Genomic DNA, 26630 nt, shown 5'->3' with positions numbered 1-26630 from the left:
ATGGAGAACAATCTTAATCAAGATAACATTACCCCTACCAGTAATGAGGGTAATGGCGGTGAAGAGGTAAAAAAGGATTTTCAGGGACTTTTAGGGAGCGTCAAGAAATTTTTATCGGAGTTATTGGACATTCGCACCAATACGGATCAGCAAGCAACCAAAGAGGCCATTATTGCAGATATTCCTTTTAAAGGCCATACTTCTTGGATTTTGATTTGTTCCATATTTATAGCATCTATTGGCCTTAATGCCAATTCTACGGCTGTGGTTATTGGAGCCATGTTAATTTCACCACTTATGGGACCTATTTTAGGTATTGGCATGTCTGTAGCGATCAATGATATCGATACCTTAAAAAGGTCGTTGAAAAACTTTGCCGTGATGGTGGTTTTGAGTGTAATAACGGCGTATTTATTTTTTCGTTTTTTTCCCTTAAGGGATGAATCTTCTGAGTTGTTGGCCAGAACGGCACCGGATATCAGGGATGTGTTAATTGCCTTTTTTGGTGGTTTGGCATTGGTGATCGCCCGTGCAAAAAAAGGAACAATAGCGAGTGTTATTTTTGGTGTGGCCATTGCAACTGCATTAATGCCGCCTTTATGTACGGTAGGTTTTGGGTTAGCAATAGGAAATTGGTCTTACGCTACTGGTGCCCTATATCTTTTCACCATTAACACTATTTTTATAGCATTGGCAACATTTTTGGTAATCAAGCTATTGCGTTTTCCAATGGTGCGCTATGTTAATTCGCAAAGGAGAAGATTAATAAGTAGATTAGCCTCATTATTGGCCATCTTGGTCATGATACCGGCAGGGGTTACCTTTTATAATGTATTTCAAAAATCTCTTTTTATGAGAGATGCCGGTAGTTTTATAGATGAGAAAATTGTGCCTTATCAATTTACAGGTGAAGGCAAGTTTTTAAAGGATTTTAGTGAAATTGTTTATAACGACGAGGAAAAATCTAAAATAGAGCTGGTTTTTATGGGTAATGAAACCATACCCGATAATGTAATTGCCACTTGGGAAAATCAAATGCAAGAATATAAGCAGCTCAAAGGAATAGAATTGGTTGTTGTGCAAGGCTCTAAAAGTGATGAGGCCAATGAGCTTAAATATGTAAATGAGCTATACGAATCTCAAAAGAGCATCCTTTCCAATAAGGATGAGCGTATAAATTTTCTTGAAACGGAATTATTAAGGTTAAACCAAATTGCATCTAATCAGGTTCCGTTTAATGAAATAAGTTTGGAAGCCAAGACCAATTATGAAAACCTGGAACGATTGGGGTATGCTTATTTAATTTCAACGGATTTCAATAAAACGGATAGTATTCCCTTATTTGAAGTTACTTGGAAGAAAGAAGCCAACAGGTCAGAGACCGTTAAGGATATGAACAAGTTACAGGAGTGGTTACGTTTAAGGCTGAATAACAAGAATATTCAAATAAAAGAAATCCCTAAAGATTAATTACGCTCCTCAATGTACATTTGGCGAACCTTTTTAAATAGGTCAGATGAATAGACAAAATTGGTAACCGCTTCGTTATCTGTTTTAAAGATTTCATGTTTTGTGCCCTCCCATTCTTTGTGGCCATCCTTTAGGAAAATAATTTTTTCACCAATTTGCATTACCGAGTTCATGTCATGGGTGTTGATTACGGTAGTGATATCATATTCTTCGGTAATTTCCTTGATCAGATTATCTATTAGGATAGCGGTTTTAGGGTCAAGGCCAGAATTTGGTTCGTCGCAGAACAAGTATTTTGGATTCATAACTATTGCTCTGGCAATGGCTACTCTTTTCTGCATACCTCCAGAAATCTCCGATGGGAATTTATGATGCGCATCTATAAGGTTTACCCTTTTTAAAACGGCATTTACACGGTCTTGCATTTCTGTTTTTGACTGCTTGGTAAACATTTCTAAAGGAAACATGACATTGCCTTCTACCGTCATACTATCAAAAAGAGCACTTCCTTGAAAAACCATGCCCATTTCCTGTCTCAATTCTCTTTTTTCGTTATCGGATAGGTCAACATATTTTTTGCCGTCGTAAACTATATTGCCTTCTTCTGGTGAAAAAAGACCTAGAAGACATTTAAGAAAAACTGTTTTACCAGATCCACTCTGTCCAATGATCAAATTGGTTTTTCCTTTTTCCAATTTGGTAGAAATGCCTTTAAGGATATGGGCGTCACCAAAAGATTTATGTATGTCTTGTACGTCTATCATTATCCTAATAAGAGTTGTGTTAAAATATAGTTTAAAATAATAATGACAACACTGGTCCAAACAAAAGCAGTGGTACTGGCCTTACCGACTTCCAAGGCGCCACCTTTCATATAAAAACCATGAAATGATGGTATAGTGGCAATGATAAAAGCAAAAAGTAGTGTTTTTATAAATGCATAGGCAATATGAAAAGGAACAAAATCCATTTGTAGTCCGGTGATAAAATCTGTGCTGGTTAAGAAACCGCCAAATACACCGGCCAACCATCCACCAAAAATACCCACATACATAGATATGGCTATGGCAAAGGGGTAAAACAGCATGGCAATAATCTTGGGGAACACCAAATAGTTTAAGGAATTAACACCCATAACTTCTAGCGCATCTATTTGTTCGGTTACCCGCATGGTACCAATACTAGAGGTTATATAGGAACCAACTTTCCCTGCCATAATGATGGAGACAAATGTAGGGGCAAATTCCAGGATTACAGATTGTCTAGTGGCAAATCCTATAAGATTTCTTGGTATAAGTGGGTTGGTAAGGTTTAATGCGGTCTGTATGGCAACTACCGCCCCAATAAAGAAAGAAATAAAAATAATGATCCCTAATGAACTAAAGATTAATTCGTCTATTTCTTTATAAATCAGCGTTTTCATTATTCTCCATTTTGTGGGTTTTTTAAATACCTCACGGATCATAATTGCATAGCTTCCTACAGATGCCAAATAGTTCATTGAATAAAAATAGAATTCTTATTGTAAAAATAACAATTATGGACTTCATTTAACCCCGGTTTAATCTTTAAAGGTGTAAATTATTTACTTTTGCGCTACAATTGGATCAGTATGAAAATGAGAAGTTACCTAGTAATTACGTTTGTTTTAAGTTTATTTTTCTTTAGTCCCAATAGCTATGGGCAAAACCGTGGAAAATCAGATACGGGGGAAGATGTTTTAAGGACAAAGCCCAAATTGGTTGTGGGTATTGTGGTAGATCAAATGCGTTATGATTACTTGACCCGTTTTTATGATCATTATGGAAAAGATGGTTTTAAACGATTGGTGGAACAAGGTTTTAATTGTAAAAACAACCATTTCAATTATGCACCTACCAGCACAGGGCCTGGGCATACTTCGGTATATACAGGAACCACGCCTTCCAATCACGGTATTATAGGTAATAACTGGTACGATAAAGAGGCGGATACGGATGTGTATTGTGCAAGTGATGATGAATATACTTCTATAGGGACAATTTCAGATGCAGGTAAAATGTCTCCGCATAGGATGACTGTTACCACGGTTACGGATGAGCTTAGGCTCCATAACCAAATGCGTAGTAAAACTATAGCTATAGCCTTGAAAGATAGAGGTGCAGTGTTGCCAGGTGGTCATACGGCCAATGCGGCATACTGGTTTCATGGAGCTGATGAAGGTAAATGGATTACAAGCTCTTTCTATATGGATGCTTTGCCTAAATGGGTTCAGGATTTTAATACATCAGGTAAGGCCCAATCTTATAAAAAGGCATGGACTACCCTAAAAGATATTAAAGATTATACAGAAAGCGGTACCGATAATAATAGTTATGAAGGATTGTTCAATGGCGAGAATGCACCCACCTTTCCCCATAGTACTACATCTTTATTGGATAAAAATAAGGACTTCGAGATTATTAAGGCGACCCCGTTTGGAAACTCTCTGACTACGGATTTTGCAATAGAAGCTTTACAAAAGGAAGCATTGGGGCAAGATGATTTCACGGATTTTTTAGCAATTAGTTATAGTAGTACAGATTATGTAGGTCATAAGTACGGTGTTAATTCAAAAGAAATTCAAGATACTTACTTACGTTTAGATCAAGATTTGGCAAGATTGTTCAAAGCGTTGGATAAAACTGTGGGTGAAGGGGAATACACCTTGTTTTTATCTGCCGATCACGCTGCCATTGAAGTGCCCGCTTATTTGAGAGACCAAAAAATTCCTGCAGGTTATGTGGATAATGATGCTAATTCTAAAAAACTATCCGAGTTTTTAAAATATACGTATGGTACGGAAGATATTGTTAAGAACTATTCCAATTATCAATTTTTCTTGGACCATAAAATCATTAAAAACCTAGATTTGACCCTTGCTGAGGTTCAGGAAGAAATAGCATTGGAAGTATTAAATTATGATGCTGTGGATAAGGTATATACCGCTGATCAAATGTGGAATAATGAATATACTACTGGTATTCCATATATTTTGCAGAACGGTTACAATCAAAAAAGGTCTGGAGATATTTTGGTGGTGTTAAAACCCGGTTTTATTTCTTATTCGGAAACTGGTTCAACCCACGGCTCTCCTCAAATATATGATACGCACACACCATTACTTTTTTATGGTAAGGGTATTAAGCCTGGGGCAACATTTGAACGTACTGAAATTCCCGATATTGCACCCACAATATCCGCACTTTTAGGAATTGCCTTTCCAAACGGCAGTACTGGGAAACCCATTATACAAGTATTGGATTAATATGGACAATAGGCCAATTGGTATTTTTGATTCTGGAATTGGCGGTACGTCTATTTGGAGAGAAATTAAGGAGCTGCTGCCAAATGAAGATTGTATTTATTTGGCGGACAGTAAAAATGCACCTTACGGGGAACAATCTAAAGAACGTATTTTAGAGCTTAGTATTAAGAACGTTGAACATTTATTACATAAGGAGTGTAAAATTGTAGTTGTGGCATGTAATACGGCTACAACAAATGCTATAGCATATTTACGTAACCATTATTCCGTTCCGTTTATAGGAATTGAGCCTGCCATAAAACCGGCGGCCTTACGTTCTAAATCTAAAATTGTGGGTGTTTTGGCTACAAAAGGTACGTTATCCAGTAGTCTTTTTCATAGTACTTCAAAAAACCACGCAGAGGGGATTACCATATTGGAACAACAGGGAACAGGCTTGGTTGAATTAATAGAGGCAGGAAAACTGCAAAGTGCTGAATTGTATAACTTGTTGGAGCAATACCTTTCTCCAATGCTTAAAAAAGGGATCGATCATTTGGTGTTGGGATGTACACATTATCCTTACCTAATTCCTATATTGAGGAAGATATTGCCTGATCATGTTACCATAATAGATTCTGGCCAGGCCGTAGCTAGACAAACTAAAAATATTTTGGATGAGTTAGATTTACGCGCTCACTCCCATAAAAAAGGAACACATCAATTTTATACCAACGTAGATCAGAAAGTACTTTCTACAATCTTAACTCCGTTAAATGTGGAAGCTAGTGTATCTTTCTTGGATTTTTAATTGCTTAAGGTCGTGCTTTTTCTCGTGTAGGTTAAATAGGTGAATGCATATTTATGTCGCTCATCTGCCGGATGGAATTCCTGCTTGGTAAGCATCCAGACAGACTCATCTATTTCAGGAAAAAAGGTATCCGCTTCTTCAAAATTGGCATGGACACGGGTAAGTTCTATTTTATCTGAAAATTTTTCTAATAGAGTATAGATTTCACCACCACCAATGATAAAGGCAATTTCATTATTTACTAAATCAATGGCCTGCTCTATCGTATGTACCACAATACAGTTCTCATGATCGGTGGCATATTGTTGATCTCTAGTAATAATAATATTGGTCCTGTTGGGTAGTGGTTTTGGAAAGCTCTCAAAAGTTTTTCTTCCCATAATTATTTTGTGTCCCGATGTTAATTTTTTAAATCGTTTGAAATCATCGGGTAAATGCCATAGTAAGTCGTTGTCTTTGCCCAAGGCATTGTCCTCGGCAGCAGCGGCTATCATTATTAGGGTTTTCAAAACAATTTTTTTTTAGATTCTATTTCTAGAGGTGGCGTGGAGTCCAACTCTTTCTCTAATTCGTTAATACGATCTTTTTGCTTTTGGACTAATTTTTCTCGTTGGGACCGTTCCCATTCTTTCCCCATAAATCTGTTGGTGACAAATACATTGAAAATGTGTAGTGCAAACAAAAAAGCCCAAAAAGTTATGGCCCATATAAACCAATCATATTCCTGACCGTATTTTAATATTTTATTGATTAAGATTAGAAAAACACTACCTATTAAAAACACCACAAAGTGAGTATAAAGCCTTTTTTTCTGGGCTATTCTCTTTTGTGCATTTTCTACGAGCTCGTGTTGCTCTACATCTAATTTGCTGTTTTTTTTCTTGGAAAACATTGCTCTTCCTATCTTTAACTCAAAGATACAGGAAATGTATATTACCCAATAAAATATGGAAAAATTAAGAAAAGAATTTCCCGTTTTACGAAATGGAATTTACGCTAACACTGCTGTTTATGGGTTAATGAATGAATCATTGCTTGATTGGAGACAGGAACATGACCTCGATTTTCTTATCCAAGGTAGTAATATGCGTGAAAAATCATTGAGAATTATTTCTGATACTAGACAGACTGTTAGTAAATTCTTTAATTGTAACCGTGAAAACGTTGCTTTGGTGAACAACTTTTCTTTGGGTCTAAATTTGTTGCTAGAGGGGTTAAGTCCTAAGAAAAAAGTGTTGTTGTTAGAAGGGGATTATCCGTCGCTGAATTGGGCTTTTGAAAACCGTGATTTTGACATTTCATACGTTAAAATGACAGCGGATTTAGAAGAGACAATTTATGAAAAAATCAACAAAAACAATATAGAGGTTCTGGCATTGAGTTTAGTGCAATGGCTAGATGGTTTTACAATAGACCGCACTTTTTTGAAAAAACTGAAAATAGATTTTCCCAATTTGTTGATAATTGCTGATGGCACACAGTTTTGTGGCAGTACAAGTTTTGATTTTGATGCTTCAGGAATTGATGTGTTAGGTGCTAGTGCTTACAAATGGCTATTGGCAGGATATGGTAATGGCTTTATGCTGTTTTCTGATAAGGTGGAGAACAATTTTGATTTACGTACTATTGGTTTCAACGCTGCAAACGGTGAATTTGATAAGAAGAACGAGATTAGATTTGCCAAGTTATTTGAACCGGGTCATTTATCATCCTTAAATTTTGGCAGTTTAAAATTTTCAATGGATTATTTCACAAAAATTGGAATGGATGCTATCACTGCCCATAACAAAAATCTAGCCGTAAAAGCGAAGTCGGCATTTCAACAATTAGGTCTGTTAGATGAAAAATTTGACCATAGGGAAAACCATAGTACTATTTTTAATATTAAGGTGGGCAACGAGGTTTATCAAAAATTAGAAGACAAAAATGTCTATTGTGCCCAAAGGGGGCAGGGTGTGCGTTTAAGTTTTCATATTTATAATAATGAAGAGGATATTAACGGTATTGTAAAAATCTTACAAACAACAAGATAGCTATTCATTAAAGATAATTTTTGCAGGATAAAATTCTATTGGAGGGTTAAAAAGACTTTATTTTTTGTCATATTCATAAAAATGGTCTTACGTATTGGAAATGAGAGTTTTATTATAGTAGTTTTGTCTTGAATTCTAAAATCAATATCATGGCAATTGCAAAAAAATATCTAAAATCCAAGCCGGTATGTAAAGTAACGTTTACGGTGCCTGCAGAAGAAGCAAAAAGTGTAGCTGTAGTAGGGGACTTCAACAATTGGAGCCCAGAAGCTAGTACTTTAAAAAAATTGAAAAACGGTACATTTAAAGGAACTCTTGATCTTCCAAAAGAAAATTCCTTTGAGTTTAAATATTTGGTAGACGGTAATTATATTAACGAAGCAGAAGCTGATCGTTATCAGTGGAATGATTACGCTGGTTCTGAAAATGCTGTTCTAGAACTGTAATTTAATAATATAGTATTACGAAAGGCATAGTATATTCTATGCTTTTTTTTGTTCTAAATTTAACTCTTTATGGGGTTATAGTGACCCCACGCCAAAAGGCAATTCTGTCTTTTATGCTTTTGGCCAAATCACTCGTTTCCGGATAATACCATGCCGCATCGGTATTTGTTTTGCCATCAACTTCAATGGTGTAGTAAAACGCTTTTCCTTTCCATGGACATACCGTATGGGTATCACTTTTCTTGAAATAATGTTCAATAATACTATCTGCTGGGAAGTAATGATTGTTTTCTATAATGATGGTGTTATTACTTTCTGCTATTACGGTATTGTTCCATATTGCTTTCATAACTATTTGATCAGGATTTTTTTAGGAGATAATTCTTATAGTATTTTTTTTGGTCGCAAAACTCATCTACTATGGTTAAATTGGATTGTTCCGCTAACCATTGTACAGTATTATCATCATATTTTTGGGAGATTTCCGTATGTATAGTTTCCCAAGCTTTAAATGAAACGTGAAGATCTAGAGCTTGTAGAAATACTTCCTGTGGTGATTTGGCTACCAAATAACTTTTGGCCGTTCCGGTTTCCGGGTCATATACTTCCCAATGTTTAAATTCATCTACATTAAAGTTAGCATCCAGTTCCTTGTTGATTCTGACTAACAGATTTTTGTTGAATTTTGCGGTAATGCCAGTTTCATCATTATAGGCATTTAATATGGTTTCCGGATTTTTTTTCTGGTCAAAACCTATGAACAGTAAATCCTCTGGTTGCATATATTCTTGAATTTGTGATAAAAATTCTACCGCTTCTTCATGACAAAGGTTTCCAATATTTGAACCTAAAAACAAAATGATCTTACGTTCATCCGTAGATAAATTTAGTTTTTGTAATGTTTCAAAATAAGTGCCCTGCAAAGGTTCTGTTCTTAATTGAGGAATTTCTGTTTTTAAATTGTTCTGTAATTGATTTAAGGCATTTTGGCTAATATCAATAGGTCTAAAAATGAATTCCAAATTTTGTTCTGTAAAATGGCGTAATAAAATTTTGGTTTTTTTTCCGTCTCCTGCACCCATTTCTATTAAGTGAAATGGCTTTTTTCCGCAGCCAAAAATTTGTGCAAGGTCGGTTTTGTTTTGCTCTAGTATATCATATTCCGTATTGGTCAAATAATATTCTGGCATATCCATAATATTTTGAAAAAGCTTATCGCCGGCTTCATCATAAATATATTTGGAGGATAAAAATTTTGGGTATGAAGTAAGTCCCTCATAAACTTCTTGTTTAAAAGGAGTATCAAGCGAAATGGCTAGTTGTTTATGCATATCTAGTATCTCATAATTATTTAGCTAGCCTTATTCCGGTATATTGCCACCTAAGATTAGTTTGAAAAAAATTGCGGTATGTAGGTCTTGTATGGTTTGGAGGGGTAGCAACTGAACTTCCTCTTAATACTTTTTGATTAACCATAAATTTGCCATTATACTCTCCTAGTGCACCATCTGGTTTCTTGTAATTGGGGTAGGGTAAATAAGCGCTTTCTGTCCACTCCCATCGTTGCCCCCATTTAAAATATTGTTGTGCGGATTCCCATTCAAATTCTGTGGGTAGCCTGCACCCCATGTATTGGGCATATGCAAATGCTTCGTAATATGATATATGTGTTACGGGAGCGTCTAGTGCAATTTCTGTAAGTCCATTTAACGTGTAGTTATACCATTCGTCATCAACTTGATGCCAATATAAAGGTGATACAACATTATTTTGTTGCACCCAATCCCATCCTTGAGCGTGCCACAATTCAAAACGCTTATAACCGTCTGCTTTAATAAACTCTAGATATTCTGCATTGGTTACTAATCTATTTGAAATAGAATATTCGTGTAAATAAACTTTATGCCTGCCCAATTCATTGTCAAAACAAAAGTCATTGGTGTTATGTCCGATTTCATAAACGCCTTCTTTTAGAGAAATCCATTCTTGAGGTTGGTTTTCTATAGTGTATTCTTTAAATACATCAGAATATTTGGGCAGCAGGGGATTGTTGCCTAAAATGTATTTAATGTCTGTAAGTAATAATTCTTGATGTTGCTTTTCGTGATGAATACCGATTTCAAGAACTTCTAAAAGTGTTTTGTCGTTGTTAAATGCTAGCAATTTGTTCATTGCTTGGGTTACGTACTGCCTATATTCATACACTTTTTTAACAGAAGGTCTAGACAGGTTGCCACGGTCAGCGCGAACAACGCGTTTGCCTACAGTTTCGTAATAACTATTAAACACGAATGAAAAATCTTCATCAAATACGTTGTATGATGAATCGTATGTTTTTAGAATAAATTCTTCAAAAAACCAAGTAGTGTGGCCTAAATGCCATTTTGGTGGAGATACGTCTATAATAGGTTGCACTACGTAATCCTCTATTTCTAGAGGTTGACATATAGACTCTGTGTGCTTTCTGGTTTCAATAAAGAAATCTAAAAGCGAATCGGTACTTACCATGAAAACAATTTTATGGTAAGTTAAAGAAAATCAAAATACTAGGTGTAGCTTAAAACATTAAGAAATTGATCCTATACGGCAACCTTGCCTTTTATATGAGGGTGTGGATTATAGTCTTCTAATGTAAAATCTTCAAACTCAAATCCAAATATATCTTTTACTTCAGGATTTATTTTCATTTTTGGCAAAGGTCTAGGCTCTCTACTTAGTTGTAGTTCAACTTGCTCCATATGATTGTTGTAAATATGGGCATCTCCAAACGTATGAATGAAATCACCGGCTTCGTAACCGCAAACCTGTGCCATCATCATAGTGAATAAAGCATACGATGCAATATTAAATGGTACGCCTAGAAAAATGTCCGCACTGCGTTGGTATAATTGGCAGGATAATTTACCATCGGCTACATAGAATTGAAAAAAGGCATGGCATGGAGGCAAAGCAGCTTTGCCGTTGGAAACATTTTCTGAAAACGATTTTGAAGTATCTGGCAGTACACTAGGGTTCCAAGCGGAAACAAGCATTCGCCTACTATTAGGGTTTGTTTTTAATGAATTTACGACCTCTTTTATTTGGTCAATTTTGTCATTGTTCCAATTACGCCATTGATGTCCGTATACGGGGCCCAAATCTCCGTTTTCATCGGCCCATTCGTTCCAGATTCTAACACCGTTTTCCTGTAAATATTTAATGTTGGTATCCCCGTTTAAGAACCATAGTAACTCATAGACTATAGATTTTAAATGCAATTTTTTCGTAGTCACCATAGGAAAACCCTCGCTTAGGTCAAAACGCATTTGATATCCAAAAACACTCTTAGTACCCGTTCCGGTACGGTCACCCTTTTGGTTACCTTCCTTAAGAACATGTTTTAAAAGGTCGTGGTATTGTTTCATAGTATTTAAATTAATTCTGTTCTGGAATACACATTTGAGAATTCTACAAAAGTACCATTAAGCTTCTTTTTTTAGGTGTGAATTACGTAATGGTTTATTAGAATTTATTAACTATAATAATGCATTAAAATTACCCCAAAATCATCCCAGCAATAGTTGCAGAAAGTAAGGATGCCAAAGAACCGCCCAACACCGCTTTCATTCCAAATTCCGATAGCGTTTTACGCTGGCTTGGGGCTAGGGAGCCAATGCCTCCAATTTGTATCCCAATTGATGCAAAATTGGCGAATCCGCAAAGCATATACGTGGCCATGATAACAGATTTGTTGAATTTTAGACTGGGCTGTGTGGCCAAGTCCTTTAATTCCGCCAATTGTATATAACCAACAAACTCACTGGCAACAAGTTTAATTCCAAGTAACTGCCCCATAAGCATAATATCTTCATTGGCTACACCAATTAACCACATCAACGGTGCAAATATGGTACCTAGGATGGCTTCTAATGAAAATTTAGTATAGGAGGTGTTTTCGGCAATCCATGCGTTTAGATGGGTTAAATCGCCCGTCCATTCCAAGATACCGTTTACCATAGCAATTATGGCTACGAACACCAACAACATGGCCCCAACATTTACGGCCAATCGTAAACCTTCTGTAGTTCCATTGGCAATGGCATCCAAAATATTGGAACCTATTTTTTCTGAGGAAACATGAATATCCGTATTCACTTCTTCTGTTTGTGGGTACAGCATTTTAGAAATAACTATAGCCCCTGGTGCGGCCATAACAGAAGCGGCAAGTAAGTGTTTGGCGAAAACCAATTGCATTAGTTCGTCTTCCCCACCCAAGAATCCTATATATGCGGCCAATACTGCACCGGCAACAGTAGCCATACCCCCGATCATTACCAATAAAATTTCTGAACGGGTCATTTTTTCCAAATAGGCCTTAATGAGCAGTGGAGCCTCTGTTTGACCTAAAAATATATTTCCTGCAACGCTAAGACTTTCAGGTCCTGATATTCCCAGGCTTTTTGATAACAACCAAGCAAGGGTTCTCACTACTTTTTGAATGATGCCTAGGTAAAACAATAAAGAGGTCAATGCGGAAAAAAAGATAATGGTTGGCAATACTTGAAAAGCAAAAATATAACCAAAGGTTCCGGTATCGACTACCAAGCCTTCAAATAAAAATTTGCTTCCCGCCCGAGTAAATTCTAATATACTTACAAATACTTTACCTATTTGTTCAAATACTAATTGAACAAAAGGAACTTTTAAAACACCAACGGCAATGACTAATTGGAGAGCTAGTCCTATACCTACCGTTTTCCAGTTTATTGCTTTTCTGTTTGAGCTGAAAAGAAAGGCTAACAATAACAGAACGGCCATACCAAGAATACCCCTGCCTAAACTATTAAAAGAGAATCCTTCTGTGGCGGTCATTTCCATAAGTTCATTGACAGAAGTATCCTGTGCGGAACTGACTTGAGCCTGCGAAACTTCAATATCTTGAGCAAATGTTAGTGAGGAAAGTATTAGTGCAAAAAATAGCAGCCATTTGCCCTTTTTCATAAACTGTAAATTTGAATTTAGTTCCGTTTTGAGATTTCGTCTCTCAATTTTGCGGCTTTTTCATAATCTTCATTACTGACCGCTTTTTTTAGTTCGGCATCAAGTTCTTCTTTAGTGAGCTCTGTGTAGCCGTCCGATGCGCCGGATTCTATTTCAATGGTTTCACCTTCCTGTAGAATCTCGTCTACCATAATACTGTCATCATTTTCTTTTTGTTCCTTTTCTTTAGAGGAGAATTTTAAGAAAATACCAGCTTTGTCCAAAATGGTCTTATAAGTAAAAATAGGGGCTTGAAACCTTAATGCCAAAGCAATGGCATCACTGGTCCTTGCGTCTATAATTTCTTCAATACCTTCTCTTTCACAAATAATACTGGAATAAAAAACACCGTCTACCAATTTATGAATGATTACCTGTTTGACGACAATATCAAAACGATCGGAAAAATTTTTGAACAGGTCATGTGTTAATGGTCTTGGGGGCTTTATTTCTTTTTCCAGGGCAATTGCTATGGATTGTGCTTCAAAAGCGCCTATGACAATAGGAAGCTTTCGGTCACCCTCTACCTCATTCAAAATAAGCGCATAGGCGCCATTTTGAGTTTGACTGTAAGAAATACCCTTTATTTTTAATCGTACTAGACTCATATATTTTTAACTAAAAAAGGCTGTTCAAAATACTTGGGGTTCCAACTACTTGAACAGCCCTTCAAGGGGCGCAAAATAACAAAAAATTAGCCGTTTTGCGTCTTAAATTCCTTTAATTTTTCAATCAGTTGCGGAACTACTTCAAAGGCATCGCCAACTATACCGTAATCTGCGGCCTTAAAAAATGGTGCTTCTGGGTCATTATTGATGACCACTTTTGTTTTGGATGCACTAACACCCGCTAAGTGTTGTATGGCACCGGAAATACCTATGGCGATGTAAAGATTACTGGCTACTGGTTTACCTGTTTGGCCCACATGTTCTCCATGCGGCCTCCAGCCAAGGTCAGATACCGGTTTGGAACATGCCGTTGCGGCACCCAGTACATCTGCAAGCTCTTCTACCATTCCCCAATTTTCCGGTCCTTTAAGACCTCTTCCAGCAGACACAACGATATCTGCATCTGCAATTGTGGCTTTCCCGACAACTTTGTCGATCTCTACTGATTTTGTTGCACTTGATATTCCGTCCATAGATGGGGTAAATGCCTCTACCGTTACATCTACCTTATTTTCTTGTGTGCCAAATGCGTTATTGGATACTCCTATAATTTTTATTTCGGTTTCAAGCTGTGTATGCGCAAAACCTTTATTACTGAACGCTGATCGCTTTACGGTAAACGGAGATACGCTATCAGGTGTCGCTACCACATTGGGTACATAGCCTGCCGTCAAATTACCTGCCAGTAAAGGTACCAGATATTTTGTATCTGTGCTTGAACTAACAATAATAACCTTGGCTTCTGTACTTTTAACCACTTGCCCAATTATAGTTGAATAACTGCTGGCATTGAAGGTAGAAAGATCGTCGTTGGCGATATGCATTATGTTGGATACGCCATAATCCGCAAGAAGTTCGTTCTCTGTGTTGTTAAAAGACACTGCGGTTACGGTTGTATCCATCATTTTTGCCACTGCAGCCGCATATGATGCAACTTCAAAAGCGTTCTTTTTAAATTTTCCTTTTTCAGATTCTGTATATACTAATACTGACATGTTATATTTTTTTAGTTTAACCCAAGTAGGTTTAAATTACTTTAGCCTCGTTATGAAGTAAGTCTACCAGCTCATCAACAGAAGTGGCAAGTTTTACTTGGCCTTTTGGAGCCGGCTTATCAAATTTTTTGTCAACGGTAGTCGTTAATCCGTCTACTGGTTCAAGAACGGTCAAACTTTTCTTTCTGGCCATCATGATACCACGCATGTTTGGTATACGAAGGTCGCTCTCGGCAACAAGGCCTTTTTGTCCGCCAACGACCAATGGTAGGGTGCTGCTCAATTTTTCCTTTCCGCCGTCAATTTCCCTGACCGCGCTAACATTATCGCCATCAATCTCCAAGCTTATACAAGTGTTGATGAAATTCATATTGGTCAAAGAAGCTAATATTCCCGGTACCATGCCGCCGTTGTAGTCAATAGATTCCCTGCCGCCAATAACTAGGTCGTAATTGCCGTTCTTCACAACCTCCGCCAATTGCTGGGCAACAAAAAAGCCATCCGTTGGTTCAGCGTTTACCCTAAAAGCTTCATCCGCACCTATGGCCAAAGCCTTTCGCATGGTAGGCTCAACGGTTGGTCCGCCTACGGTAGCAATATGTACGGTGGCACCTTGTTTTTCCTTGAACCACATGGCTCTTGTTAGGCCAAATTCATCATTGGGGTTAATTACGAACTGTACTCCATTGGTGTCAAATTTCGTGTCCCCATCCGTAAAATTTATTTTCGAAGTTGTGTCTGGAACATTACTAATGCAAACTAATATTTTCATGTATATAAACTTTAAATCAATGACCACGAAGATAACCATTTAATTCCAAATTTACTATGCATGCATAGTAAATTTTATAACTTTTTTTGAATACCGCATTCTATTAATTGACATTATATTTGCTATTTTTGCATGCTTTCTAGCATATAACACAGAATAATATTTTCCATAGATGAAAACACTACAATTTAGAGAAGCTATAGCCGAGGCCATGTCCGAAGAAATGAGAAAGGATGAGTCTATCTATTTAATGGGTGAAGAGGTAGCGGAATATAATGGTGCGTATAAGGCTTCCAAGGGTATGTTGGATGAATTTGGCCCAAAAAGGGTAATAGACACACCAATATCAGAACTTGGTTTTGCCGGTATAGGCGTAGGTTCTACCATGACGGGCAATAGACCTATCATTGAGTTCATGACCTTTAACTTTGCTTTAGTGGGTATTGATCAAATTATCAATAACGCTGCTAAGATCAGGCAAATGTCCGGCGGACAATTTCCTTGCCCAATAGTATTTAGGGGCCCTACAGCCTCTGCCGGTCAATTAGCGGCAACGCACTCGCAAGCTTTTGAAAGCTGGTATGCCAACTGCCCGGGACTAAAAGTAGTGGTGCCGTCTAATCCTGCAGATGCAAAAGGATTATTAAAAGCGGCCATTAGAGATGATGATCCGGTAATTTTTATGGAGTCTGAGCAAATGTACGGGGATAAGGGTGAGGTTCCAGAAGGAGATTACACCATTCCGTTAGGGGTTGCCGATATTCGTAGAGAAGGAAAAGATGTAACTATTGTATCTTTTGGTAAGATTATTAAGGAAGCGGACAAAGCTGCGGAAGAATTGGCAAAAGACGGTATCAGCTGTGAGATTATTGATTTAAGAACCGTTAAACCGTTAGATTACGAAGCGGTATTAAAATCGGTAAAGAAGACCAACCGTTTGGTAATATTGGAAGAAGCTTGGCCTTTTGGAAATGTTGCTACGGAACTTACGTATCATGTACAGGCTCATGCCTTTGACTATTTGGATGCACCGATCGCTAAAATAAATACTGCGGATACTCCGGCACCATATTCTCCTGTTTTGTTAGAAGAGTGGTTGCCAAATGCTAAAGACGTAGTTAACGCCGTTAAAAAAGTTTTATACAAATAATATAAATTTTTGTAAAGTACCTTAGCTTCTCCGACCAAGTCTGGAGAAGCTTTTTTTATTAATATGATGTTTGTGGGCAACTAATCTAAGCTCAAAGAAAATTTATGAAAGATATAGTCTTTGCAATTTTAGGCTTGCTGTGTTTTATGGCAAGTGCCCAGACCAAAGTAGGGGGTATTGTGGTAGATGAGCTGGGTGAGCCGGTATCTTTCGCAAACGTGTTTTTTAAGAATTCTACCGAAGGTACCATTACCAATGATGATGGTAGGTTTTATTTAGAATCTGATGCCGATTACACAACGCTTATCGTATCATTTATTGGATATACGGAGCATGAGCTAGAGCTGACCTCAAAAGTCATGTATGATTTGACCATAACATTGGGCGAAGCTGCAGAACAATTGAACGAAGTTGTTCTAATTGCGGGGAAACAATCTAAAAAGAATAATCCTGCCATAGATATCTTACGTAAAATTTGGGCAAAGAAACGCCAAAATGGTGTTAGGCAATTTAATCAATATGCCTTTGATAAGTATGAAAAGGTTGAGTTTGATTTAAATACCATAGATAGCGCTTTGATAAAAAGCAAAGTATTTAAAGGCTTAGAATTTGTTTTTCAGGATTTGGATACTTCCCGCATTACGGGGAAAACCTACTTGCCCATTTTTCTGAACGAAACATTTTCCAAGGTATATGGTGATAATAAACTAAAAGAGGAAAAGGAAGATATTCTGGGCAATAAGAACTCCGGCTTTGAAAATAACCAGGCTATCATTGCCTTTGTAAAAGACCTGTACCAAGAGTATGATGTCTATAATAATTACCTCAAGTTTTTTGACAAGAGTTTTACCAGTCCGCTATCAAGAACAGGTATAGATACTTATAATTATGCCTTGCGCGATAGTGCCTTTATAGACAATAAATGGTGCTATAATATTGTGTACTATCCAAGACGTAAAAATGAATTGACCTTTAAGGGCGATTTTTGGGTGAACGATTCTACCTATGCAATCAAGAACATCAACCTTCAGGTAACTAAGAGTGCCAATATCAACTGGGTAAAGGAAATTTATATTGAGCAAGATTTTGAAGTCTTGAACGATTCTGTTTTTCTGCTAAAACGGGATTACATGTTGAGCGATTTTAGCTTTAATAAAAAAGAAGCGTCCAGGGGCTTGTATGGAAAGCGAACAACGGTATACGATAATTATGAATTTGATGTAGTTAGACCGCGTGAGGTGTATAAGAAAGACCGTAATCCATTAGACGTTAATCAGATTATCAAGGGTGATGAATTTTGGGAAAAAAATAGGTTGGAATCCTTGAATAAAGACGAAAAAGGAATTTATACCTTATTGGATACCCTTAAAACCGTTCCAAAATTTAAATCGTATTACAATCTAGTCAGTATCTTAGGTTCGGGTTATGTAGAGATAGATAAGTGGAATTTGGATTTGGGTTCTGTGTATGATTTTTTTGGATATAACAGTGCAGAAGGACCCCGTGTACGAATTGGTGCTAGAACCTATTTTGGTCAAAACGATCCCTGGCGAATAGAGGGGTATACCGCCTACGGCTTTACCGACCATAAATTTAAACACGGTCTGGCCGGTAAATTTTTAATAGATAGAAATAGTAGGTTCATTATTTCCGGGGGAAACCGCAGGGATATTGAGCAGCTAGGGGTAAGTTTAACGGCAACCAATGATGTGCTTGGTAGAAGTATAGCCTCATCGTCCTTATTGACCGTAGGGGCCAATAATAGGTTAACGAACATTAATTTAAGTGCTCTTAATTTTGAAATAGAGCCCTTGAACAACTTTAAAGTGTCCATGGGGGCAACCTTTAGGACATTGAGCTCTGCCTTGCCCAATGATTTTAGCCTGGACTATGTAGACAATGAATCACCTACCGGGATTTCTTCGGAAATAAGACAATTTGATTTCAATGCCCTGTTATTATATACCCCGGGTAAGAAAACTATTGGGTATGGGGTAGAAAGGAGAGATGTAAACGACACATATAGTACCCTGTTGTTGAACTTCACCAAAGGTTCTAAGGGAGTATTGGGAAGTGATTTTGATTATAGTAAGTTACAGTTTTCATATAGCCAACCATGGCAATTAGGGGGTTTTGGCAGGTTGATGAGTACAGTAGAGTTGGGCAAAACATTTGGAGAGGTACCTTTGGGGCTTTTAAGCGTGGTACCGGGTAACCAAACTTTTTTCTCTAACTATGGTTCGTTTCCCAATTTGGACTTTTATGAATTTGTGACGGATACGTATGCATCGGTTCATTTACAACATAATTTTAATGGTCGCTTTTTCTCAAGAATACCTTTTTTAAGAAAAATGAACCTGCGTGAAATAGTGGCTATAAGAGGTGTATGGGGAGACCTGTCAGATGCCAATAAGGCATTAAGTGCACCTGCAACAATAAATACCCCGTTAAGGGCTCCTTCGGAAAAAATCTATTATGAATATTCTTTTGGAATAGGTAATATCTTTAAGGTATTTAGATTGGATTTTAATTTTAGGGGTAATTACTTGGATAATCCAGATGCACGTCCCTTTGGGGTAACGGGTACGTTTGGATTTGTCTTTTAATTCGATTAAATTTTACAATTATAACTAATAACTAACGTTTCATTCACAGCAACTAATAAATAAATTAGAAATATGGCAGCAGCAAAAGGATTGACCTTTGATGTGTTAATAGAGATTCCAAAAGGAAGTAGAAATAAATACGAGTACGACTTTGCATTGCATAAAATACGATTTGATCGTATGTTGTTCTCTTCAATGATGTACCCAGGCGATTACGGTTTTATTCCAGAAACCTTGGCATTGGATAAGGATCCATTAGATGTATTGGTAATGGGTACAGAACCTACTTACCCCATGACGGTTATGGAGGTAAAACCAATAGGGGTGTTCCATATGACCGATGAAAAAGGACCGGATGAGAAAATTATTTGTGTTCCGGTTTCAGACCCAATTTGGAGTAACAATAACGATATCAGCGATTTAAATCCGCATAGATTAAAGGAGATAGAACACTTCTTTCAGGTTTACAAGGATTTAGAGGAGAAAAAAGTAGATACCGGTGGCTGGGGAGATTCCAAGGAGGCAATCGAAATTTATCAAGAATGCGTTAAGCGATATAATGAAAGTGAACATAAGGCAAAACGTACTTTTGTCATATAAGCAAAGATTATAGTTTTAAAAGCCACTTTTTGTAATAAAAAGTGGCTTTTTTTATTCTATTCTAATTTACTACTTTAGCCGGGCTAATTTTATAACTAACTAATAGAAGATTAAATGGAGTCACTAATGATTTATATGCCAATTGCAATGGCAATTTTAGGCCTGGTTTACATGGGTATTAAGCGATCTTGGGTAATGAAACAAGATGCTGGAGATGGTAAGATGAAAGAAATTTCAGATTACATTTATGAAGGCGCCCTTGCATTTTTAAGTGCGGAGTACAAGCTTTTATCCATTTTTGTAGTAGTAGTAAGTGTTTTACTTGCCATAGTTTCTTTTATTGTTCCAACTACCCATTGGTTAATTGTGGTCTCCTTTATTTTTGGGGCTATTTTTTCTGCATATGCGGGGAACATAGGAATGAAAATTGCTACCAAAACAAATGTTAGGACTACACAAGCGGCACGTACCAGTTTGCCAAATGCCTTGAAAATATCTTTTGGTGGCGGTACGGTTATGGGTCTTGGTGTGGCAGGTTTGGCAGTATTGGGGCTAACAATTTTCTTTATTGCGTTTTTTCAGTTTTTTATGGGGGGAATTTGGACCTCCACTATGGATATGACTATTGTATTAGAGACCTTGGCAGGTTTTTCCCTTGGTGCTGAATCCATTGCTTTGTTTGCGCGTGTAGGCGGAGGTATCTATACAAAGGCTGCCGATGTGGGAGCGGATTTGGTAGGTAAGGTAGAGGCAGGAATACCGGAGGATGATCCACGTAATCCGGCAACTATTGCAGATAATGTAGGTGATAATGTAGGTGATGTGGCCGGTATGGGTGCAGATTTATTCGGGTCTTATGTTGCTACGGTTCTTGCAGCAATGGTTCTTGGTAATTATGTCATTAAGGATATGGGTGGTAATATATCTGATGCCTTTGGGGGCATTGGCCCAATTTTATTACCTATGGCAATTGCCGGTGCAGGTATAATCATTTCCATTATTGGGACCATGCTCGTTAAAATTAAAAATAACGAAGCTAAGGAAGCACAAGTAATGGGGGCGTTGAATATTGGAAACTGGACATCTATTGTACTAGTGGCCATTTCTTGTTTTGCATTGGTAACGTGGATGTTGCCAGAGACCATGCAAATGGAATTTTTTGGAGAGGGAATTCAGGAAATTTCCTCAATGCGCGTATTCTATGCCACTTTGGTAGGTTTAATAGTAGGTGCCGTTATTTCATCGGTAACTGAATATTATACGGGATTAGGTAAATCGCCCATTTTAAAGATCGTTCAACAATCATCAACAGGAGCTGGTACAAATATCATTGCCGGTCTGGCAACGGGTATGATATCTACATTTCCGTCAGTGTTATTATTTGCAGGAGCCATATGGGCATCCTATGCATTTGCAGGTTTTTATGGTGTGGCGTTGGCGGCATCTGCAATGATGGCTACTACGGCAATGCAATTGGCAATTGATGCCTTTGGGCCAATATCCGATAATGCGGGTGGAATTGCAGAAATGAGTGAACAAGAACCAATTGTAAGGGAAAGAACAGATATCTTGGATTCTGTTGGGAACACCACAGCGGCCACAGGTAAAGGATTTGCCATTGCTTCTGCGGCACTTACTTCCTTGGCGTTGTTTGCAGCTTATGTAACCTTTACAGGTATTGATGGTATCAATATATTTAAGGCTCCGGTTTTGGCTATGTTGTTTATTGGTGGTATGGTCCCAGTGGTATTTTCTGCTTTGGCTATGAATGCCGTTGGTAAGGCGGCCATGGAAATGGTTCAGGAGGTAAGGAGACAGTTTAAAGATATCCCGGGTATTATGGAAGGTACAGGTAAACCGGAATATGATAAATGTGTGGCAATTTCTACACAGGCTTCACTTAAGGAAATGATGTTGCCCGGTCTGTTGACCATTGGTTTTCCTTTGGTTATCGCTTTTGCCCCATTATTGTTTGGTATGAATAAATTGGCCATTGCAGAAATGTTGGGTGGTTATATGGCCGGTGTTACAGTATCAGGGGTGTTATGGGCAATTTTCCAAAACAATGCCGGTGGTGCTTGGGACAATGCTAAAAAATCATTTGAAGCGGGAGTAGAGATCAATGGTGAAATGACCTATAAAGGTTCAGAGGCCCATAAAGCGGCCGTTACCGGTGATACTGTAGGGGATCCGTTTAAAGATACCTCGGGTCCTTCTATGAATATCTTGATAAAGTTGACCTGCTTGATCGGTTTGGTGATAGCACCAATATTAGGCGGACATACGGAAGATGGTGTTGCTATGTCAAAAGATACCAAGGAGGTAACTATAGAAATGAATGTGGAAAATGAGGATTTGGCCCAGGCCATTGTCACTTATTCAACCATGGTTAATGGTAAATCTGTCACAGAGGAAAAAGTATATACCGGTACGAAAGCTGAAGTAGAAACACAATTAAAAAAGTTTGAAAAAGCCAGTATTGAAAAAAAAGGAACTAGCACGGAAGTGACTATAGAAAAAGTAGAAATCAATAAGTAGTTAGGACGGGTTACCCTAACTATTTAAAAACCATCAGTTTTTGCTGATGGTTTTTTTATGTCTTGATGTTATTGCAGTTTAAATGTTATTGGGATGGAAAATGAAACGGGTACCGCTTTCCCTCGTTGCTTACCTGGACTCATTTTTGGCAGTTTAGATAAAATGCGTACTGCTTCTTTTTCCAATATTTCATGTGGGCCTCTTTTTTGTATAGCTCCAATACTACCATCTCTGTTGATCATAAATTGGGTACTTACCCTACCTTGTTGATTTAATTCTTGTGCTAGTTCAGGATACCTGAAATTCTTTTTAATGTGTTTCTGCATCATTTTGTTAAAACAGGCGCGTTTATCTTTATCATTTTCACACCCGGGGAAAACGGGTACTTCCTCAATAGTTTTCCAAATAACTTTGACTTCTTCCTCTTCTTCTATGACTTCAAATTCAGAAACGTCTACAACTTCGGTCTCTGTATTGACTTCAATGGCTATAACGTCTGTTTCCTCTACAGGGTCAGTGTCATCCACTATTTCAATTTCAACTGGGAGTACAGGTGGTTTTGGTGGTGGCGGCACCTCTAATTGAAATATTGGGGGTTCTTCTGTTATATCCAGGTCAGGTTTATGCATACTGATACTATCATAATGAGAGCGGTCAAATGTTTTCCATTCCAAGGCTACATAGGTCATTGCTAATACCATAAGTAGTCCAAAAACGAAGTAGGTGGCACTTTTCTTGTTGAGGTCTTGTTGCGGATTTTTTTTTGGTTTCATAATTATATTTTTAGACTTGTAATACACAAGTACGATTATAGTTTAAAGCTATTGATGTTGAGTGCGCTGTACAATGGGTAATGAGTGTATGGTAGTTTTCAATGAGTAAAAACATGCTTCAATACCTGTTTTAACCTTTTAAGATTAGATTGTAGCTTAATTATTGTATTTATTGCAATAAAAATTTTAAAGGTTGTTGAAAGACCGTAATTTTAACACCATGGGTATTTTTAAGAAAGATAAACTGCAGATTATCAATTTTCAGTCCTACGGGAGTGCAAGCAGATTGTACGTTAGAGGCCGTGCTATTGAAGATGAGAAGATTGATTTAGATCAAAAGGGAATCTTTAATCTTATGCAAAATACATGGAAAAGATTCGAAACCGATGAAATTAGGAATACCGCTATAAAAATTACCCTGCCCAATGGGGAAACTGTACAAGGAACTACAGATGATGATGGTTATTATTTAATAGATGAGCAGATTAATGGTTTACATGATCTGGCCAACGAAGAAGGATGGGTAAATTTTGAACTGTCATTTACGGACACCAATTTAAAACGGGAAATCCTCTTAAAGAATAAATTTCCCGGAGAAATGCTTATTCCCCATAAACATGCCAAATTTGGTGTAATTAGTGATATAGACGACACCATTTTACATACAGGTGTGGTATCCTCGTTAAAATGGAAAGTTATTATCAACACCATGTTTAAAAGGGCCACCAAGCGTAGGCAATTAGATGGCGCATCTGATTTTTATATGAAGTTACATAATGGAAAAACGGGGGAAGAGGCCAATCCTATTTTTTATGTAAGTCATAGCCCTTGGAACTTGTACCGTTATCTTGAGCTTTTTTTAAAAACGAATAAGTTTCCCAAAGGTCCGTTGCTATTACGCAGTATGGCCAGTTTTAGAATGCGAAAAAAGAACGATGAAAAACCCCAAAAACAAAGGGAAATTAGTAATCTTCTAAATGCTTATCCTGAACTTCCTTTTATTTTAATAGGCGATAGTGGTGAAAAGGATGGAGATATATATCAGGAAATATCCGCTCTTTTTCCGGGTAGGATTAAAGCAATTTACCTACGAAGTGTAAACGATGCCAAACGTATGGCCAGAATTGAAAACCTCTTTGTTGATTTTAAGGATATCCCTTTTCTTATGGTCAATAAAACAAAGGAGGCCATTGCCCATGCCAAGGAGCATGGCTTTATTTAGGTGGAAAAATGTTTTCAATGCGTATCCATCTAGATGTATTAAAATCATTTAAGGCATTTATTAGCTGAAAATATTGGTAATCCTGTAAATCTGCTGGGGTAATTATTTTGGGTTGAGCAATGTTATCCGCTAATAATCTAGCTCTACATGTGCCATTTAGCAGCGGGGTAGAGGGGGTAAATATACCTTTGCCATCAGTAAACAGGATATTGGAATATGTTGCGTCTGTAATAGTACCATTATTGATAATTAAAACATCATCGGCAGTATTTTTTTGTTTATAAAGGGCATTTAATTGTTCACGGTCGTTAAATTTAAGTCCGTAAAATATGGTATTGTCATGAACGAGTTGTAGTGTGGTGGGTAAGGAATTGGTGTACGGTGTAATTTTCCATACTTTGTCCTTATAGCCGTATGCTATTCTAAGTTTATGGTTTACATAAGGTTCTAAATTTGATATAGAAATACCCTCGAAAAGAGAATAGGTGGGTTTGCTGCTGAAATACTTTATATAGGAGCTAGTGAATCTTTTTTCGTGGTATAGGCCATTTTGTATTTTGCCATTACTAATATGCACTGACTCAAATAATGGGTACATAAATTTTTTCTAAAAGTTCTTGGTATTCTTCCTCTAGGGTGCTTAAGTGTGTTATGCCGCCACCACTTCTATAGGATAATTTTCCATTCTTTTTTTCTATAAATCGTATACTAACGGCACTATCAATATTCTTACCGTCAAAAATACCGAATATACCTGTATAAAAACCTCTAGGCATACTTTCTGTCTGTTCTATAATTTCTATGGTCTTTTTTTTAGGAGCCCCACTTATGGAACCTGCGGGTAAAGTTTTTAAAAGTAGTTCGGCAAAATTGGTTTTCCAATTTAAAGGTAAATTACCCTGGATTTCGGTACTGGTCTGTAGGAGTTCTTGGGACCCTTTTTTTATTTTTTCAATGTATCTGAATTTATTGACTTTGACCTTTTTGGCGATCATGGATAAATCATTACGGATAAGGTCTACAATGGTATTGTGCTCATATAGTTCCTTTTTGCTTGATAACAGTAGTGCTTCTGCATTGGGTAATTCATTATTGATAGTCCCTTTCATTGGATATGAAAATATAGTATCACCCTGGGTTTTAATATAGCATTCAGGAGAAAAAACAACGAAATTATCCTTATACCACAATTTATATGGAGCAGCTGAATTAAAGTAAAAGTCCTTGAGCGGGGTATTGGTATGTAAGGGAGTAGAAAATGTAAGGTTCAACAAAAAGCTATTGCCATTTTTTAATTCTTGCTTTACCGCATTAAATGCTTTAGAATATACTTTTTTATTAATTGGCTTTGGATGTAAAGCAATTGGTGTTTTGGTTGGTGTATAGGATGGTAAATCCTGGTCATTGCTAACCCCTTTTATATTGAAATAAATATTTTGCTGGGCCGCTTCTTTATATGAATAGGCCAATTGTTCTGATTTTTGAAAATCAATGATAAAAATAAAAGGCTCATCATTTTTAAGGAAGTTGTTGACCTTATTCTCAAAATTGTTCAAAGGGGGAATATTTAATTATGCTTTAGAAAAGACCGTTAATTTCAGCGTCTATTTTATTTAAAATGGTGCCAAGGTCCTCCGGATTGTCTACAAAATCCAAGTCATCAACATCTATGATAAGTAATTTACCCTTTTGGTACCCATGTATCCAAGCTTCATAGCGTTCGTTCAAACGGCTTAGATAATCAATGGATATGGTGTTTTCATATTCACGGCCTCTTTTATGAATCTGTTTTACCAAATTGGGTATGGAACTACGTAAGTAGATTAATAAATCTGGCGGGTCAACCAAGCTCTCCATCAAATCAAATAAACTAGTGTAGTTTTGAAAATCCCTATTGGTCATAAGCCCCATAGCGTGCAGGTTTGGCGCAAATATATGGGCATCTTCATAAATGGTACGGTCCTGTATGATCTCCTTGCCACTTTCTTTGATCTGTAAAATCTGGCGATACCTACTATTTAAAAAATATATCTGTAGGTTAAAGCTCCAGCGTTCCATCTGATTATAAAAATCGTCTAAATATGGGTTCTCAACTACATCTTCAAAATGAGCTTCCCATTTATAATGTTTTGCAAGTAATCTAGTTAAGGTCGTTTTTCCTGCACCGATATTTCCGGCAACTGCTATGTGCATAGAATAAGTTAATTATATGGTTGTGTTGTTTTAAGCCATTCTTAAGAATGGTACAAGATACAAGATAAC

General features: G+C 37.2%; 26 protein-coding genes. 10 read left to right on the top strand and 16 right to left on the bottom strand.

The features are described 5' to 3' along the window. Complete coding sequence (locus ABVM52_RS03930; RefSeq protein ID WP_405383928.1) at positions 1-1470, top strand: DUF389 domain-containing protein; 1470 nt, start codon at positions 1-3, stop codon at positions 1468-1470. On the opposite strand, the gene ABVM52_RS03925 is transcribed toward ABVM52_RS03930, so the two are convergent. Then, positions 1467-2234 carry an ABC transporter ATP-binding protein gene (locus ABVM52_RS03925; RefSeq protein WP_405383926.1) on the bottom strand — a complete coding sequence of 256 codons (768 nt, stop codon included), beginning with the start codon at positions 2232-2234 and terminating at the stop codon, positions 1467-1469. The genes ABVM52_RS03930 and ABVM52_RS03925 overlap by 4 nt on opposite strands. Continuing rightward, positions 2234-2971: an MlaE family ABC transporter permease gene (locus ABVM52_RS03920; RefSeq protein ID WP_405383924.1), complete on the bottom strand. Its 738-nt coding sequence runs from the start codon at positions 2969-2971 to the stop codon at positions 2234-2236. The genes ABVM52_RS03925 and ABVM52_RS03920 overlap by 1 nt, the downstream gene beginning before the upstream one ends. 117 nt (positions 2972-3088) lie before the next feature. On the opposite strand from ABVM52_RS03920, the gene pafA reads away from it, so the two are divergent. Both pafA and murI read left to right on the top strand, forming a co-directional pair. Then, positions 3089-4756, top strand: a complete 1668-nt coding sequence (gene pafA / locus ABVM52_RS03915) for an alkaline phosphatase PafA (protein ID WP_405385097.1) — start codon at positions 3089-3091, stop codon at positions 4754-4756. A 1-nt stretch (position 4757) separates the two neighbouring features. Then, a complete protein-coding gene (gene murI / locus ABVM52_RS03910; RefSeq protein ID WP_405383922.1) occupies positions 4758-5546 on the top strand; it encodes a glutamate racemase in 789 nt (262 codons plus the stop codon). Here the strand turns inward: murI and ABVM52_RS03905 are convergent. Next, complete coding sequence (locus ABVM52_RS03905; protein WP_405383920.1) at positions 5543-6055, bottom strand: dihydrofolate reductase; 513 nt, start codon at positions 6053-6055, stop codon at positions 5543-5545. The two genes, murI and ABVM52_RS03905, sit on opposite strands and share 4 nt — an antisense overlap. Continuing rightward, positions 6052-6438 carry a 2TM domain-containing protein gene (locus ABVM52_RS03900; protein WP_405383918.1) on the bottom strand — a complete coding sequence of 129 codons (387 nt, stop codon included), beginning with the start codon at positions 6436-6438 and terminating at the stop codon, positions 6052-6054. Before ABVM52_RS03900 ends, ABVM52_RS03905 begins: the two co-directional genes overlap by 4 nt. Before the next feature lie 55 nt (positions 6439-6493). Here ABVM52_RS03900 and ABVM52_RS03895 point away from each other — a divergent pair, with 55 nt between their 5' ends. Together ABVM52_RS03895 and ABVM52_RS03890 are read left to right on the top strand one after the other, a co-directional pair. Continuing rightward, the gene (locus ABVM52_RS03895; RefSeq protein WP_405383916.1) at positions 6494-7579 is read left to right on the top strand and encodes an aminotransferase class V-fold PLP-dependent enzyme; all 1086 of its coding nucleotides are present in this window, start codon (positions 6494-6496) and stop codon (positions 7577-7579) included. Between the two features lie 149 nt (positions 7580-7728). Then, complete coding sequence (locus ABVM52_RS03890) at positions 7729-8025, top strand: isoamylase early set domain-containing protein (RefSeq protein WP_405383914.1); 297 nt, start codon at positions 7729-7731, stop codon at positions 8023-8025. 67 nt (positions 8026-8092) lie between these two features. Here ABVM52_RS03890 and ABVM52_RS03885 read toward each other — a convergent pair whose 3' ends face one another. The 8 genes from ABVM52_RS03885 to ABVM52_RS03850 all read right to left on the bottom strand — a co-directional run bounded on the left by ABVM52_RS03885 (position 8093) and on the right by ABVM52_RS03850 (position 15479). Further along, the gene (locus ABVM52_RS03885; protein ID WP_405383912.1) at positions 8093-8374 is read right to left on the bottom strand and encodes a DUF427 domain-containing protein; all 282 of its coding nucleotides are present in this window, start codon (positions 8372-8374) and stop codon (positions 8093-8095) included. A 10-nt stretch (positions 8375-8384) separates the two neighbouring features. Then, positions 8385-9356 (bottom strand): L-histidine N(alpha)-methyltransferase, encoded by a 972-nt coding sequence (egtD, locus tag ABVM52_RS03880; protein ID WP_405383910.1) that lies wholly within the window; start codon positions 9354-9356, stop codon positions 8385-8387. Positions 9357-9372: 16 nt separating this feature from the next. Next, positions 9373-10533, bottom strand: a complete 1161-nt coding sequence (gene egtB / locus ABVM52_RS03875) for an ergothioneine biosynthesis protein EgtB (RefSeq protein ID WP_405383908.1) — start codon at positions 10531-10533, stop codon at positions 9373-9375. A 71-nt stretch (positions 10534-10604) separates the two neighbouring features. Continuing rightward, positions 10605-11429: a thymidylate synthase gene (locus ABVM52_RS03870; RefSeq protein ID WP_405383906.1), complete on the bottom strand. Its 825-nt coding sequence runs from the start codon at positions 11427-11429 to the stop codon at positions 10605-10607. Positions 11430-11559: 130 nt separating this feature from the next. Then, a complete protein-coding gene (locus ABVM52_RS03865) occupies positions 11560-13005 on the bottom strand; it encodes a NupC/NupG family nucleoside CNT transporter (protein WP_405383904.1) in 1446 nt (481 codons plus the stop codon). Positions 13006-13022: 17 nt separating this feature from the next. Next, complete coding sequence (locus ABVM52_RS03860; RefSeq protein ID WP_405383902.1) at positions 13023-13652, bottom strand: bifunctional nuclease domain-containing protein; 630 nt, start codon at positions 13650-13652, stop codon at positions 13023-13025. Positions 13653-13738: 86 nt separating this feature from the next. Beyond that, the gene (locus ABVM52_RS03855) at positions 13739-14707 is read right to left on the bottom strand and encodes an electron transfer flavoprotein subunit alpha/FixB family protein (RefSeq protein ID WP_405383900.1); all 969 of its coding nucleotides are present in this window, start codon (positions 14705-14707) and stop codon (positions 13739-13741) included. 31 nt (positions 14708-14738) lie between these two features. After that, on the bottom strand, positions 14739-15479 hold the full coding sequence (locus ABVM52_RS03850) for an electron transfer flavoprotein subunit beta/FixA family protein (protein ID WP_405383898.1): 741 nt from the start codon (positions 15477-15479) through the stop codon (positions 14739-14741). A gap of 172 nt (positions 15480-15651) precedes the next feature. Between ABVM52_RS03850 and ABVM52_RS03845 the strand changes: the two genes are divergently transcribed. The 4 genes from ABVM52_RS03845 to ABVM52_RS03830 all read left to right on the top strand — a co-directional run bounded on the left by ABVM52_RS03845 (position 15652) and on the right by ABVM52_RS03830 (position 22373). After that, complete coding sequence (locus tag ABVM52_RS03845) at positions 15652-16629, top strand: pyruvate dehydrogenase complex E1 component subunit beta (protein ID WP_405383896.1); 978 nt, start codon at positions 15652-15654, stop codon at positions 16627-16629. A 104-nt stretch (positions 16630-16733) separates the two neighbouring features. Then, complete coding sequence (locus ABVM52_RS03840; protein ID WP_405383894.1) at positions 16734-19235, top strand: DUF5686 family protein; 2502 nt, start codon at positions 16734-16736, stop codon at positions 19233-19235. A gap of 72 nt (positions 19236-19307) precedes the next feature. Beyond that, positions 19308-19835 carry an inorganic diphosphatase gene (locus tag ABVM52_RS03835; RefSeq protein WP_405383892.1) on the top strand — a complete coding sequence of 176 codons (528 nt, stop codon included), beginning with the start codon at positions 19308-19310 and terminating at the stop codon, positions 19833-19835. Positions 19836-19949: 114 nt separating this feature from the next. Beyond that, positions 19950-22373 carry a sodium-translocating pyrophosphatase gene (locus ABVM52_RS03830; protein WP_405383890.1) on the top strand — a complete coding sequence of 808 codons (2424 nt, stop codon included), beginning with the start codon at positions 19950-19952 and terminating at the stop codon, positions 22371-22373. A 68-nt stretch (positions 22374-22441) separates the two neighbouring features. Here ABVM52_RS03830 and ABVM52_RS03825 read toward each other — a convergent pair whose 3' ends face one another. Next, positions 22442-23146: an energy transducer TonB gene (locus ABVM52_RS03825; protein WP_405383888.1), complete on the bottom strand. Its 705-nt coding sequence runs from the start codon at positions 23144-23146 to the stop codon at positions 22442-22444. Positions 23147-23366: 220 nt separating this feature from the next. Between ABVM52_RS03825 and ABVM52_RS03820 the strand changes: the two genes are divergently transcribed. Continuing rightward, a complete protein-coding gene (locus ABVM52_RS03820) occupies positions 23367-24368 on the top strand; it encodes an App1 family protein (RefSeq protein ID WP_405383886.1) in 1002 nt (333 codons plus the stop codon). Here the strand turns inward: ABVM52_RS03820 and ABVM52_RS03815 are convergent. Genes ABVM52_RS03815 through ABVM52_RS03805 form a run of 3 tightly spaced genes read right to left on the bottom strand, consistent with a single transcriptional unit; the run spans position 24361 to position 26561 of the window. Continuing rightward, entirely contained in the window at positions 24361-24966 is a 606-nt protein-coding gene (locus ABVM52_RS03815) for an aminotransferase class IV (RefSeq protein WP_405383884.1), read from the bottom strand. The genes ABVM52_RS03820 and ABVM52_RS03815 overlap by 8 nt on opposite strands. Further along, a complete protein-coding gene (locus ABVM52_RS03810) occupies positions 24950-25924 on the bottom strand; it encodes an aminodeoxychorismate synthase component I (protein WP_405383882.1) in 975 nt (324 codons plus the stop codon). Before ABVM52_RS03810 ends, ABVM52_RS03815 begins: the two co-directional genes overlap by 17 nt. Before the next feature lie 22 nt (positions 25925-25946). Beyond that, positions 25947-26561, bottom strand: coding sequence for a deoxynucleoside kinase (locus ABVM52_RS03805; RefSeq protein ID WP_405383880.1), 615 nt, complete (start codon positions 26559-26561; stop codon positions 25947-25949). Between the last annotated feature and the right edge of the window lie 69 nt (positions 26562-26630).

Origin of the sequence: Maribacter sp. LLG6340-A2 (assembly GCF_045057105.1) — a bacterium.
In the GTDB taxonomy this organism is placed as follows: Bacteria; Bacteroidota; Bacteroidia; order Flavobacteriales; family Flavobacteriaceae; genus Maribacter.
This window is presented reverse-complemented; position numbering and strand designations above follow the sequence as displayed.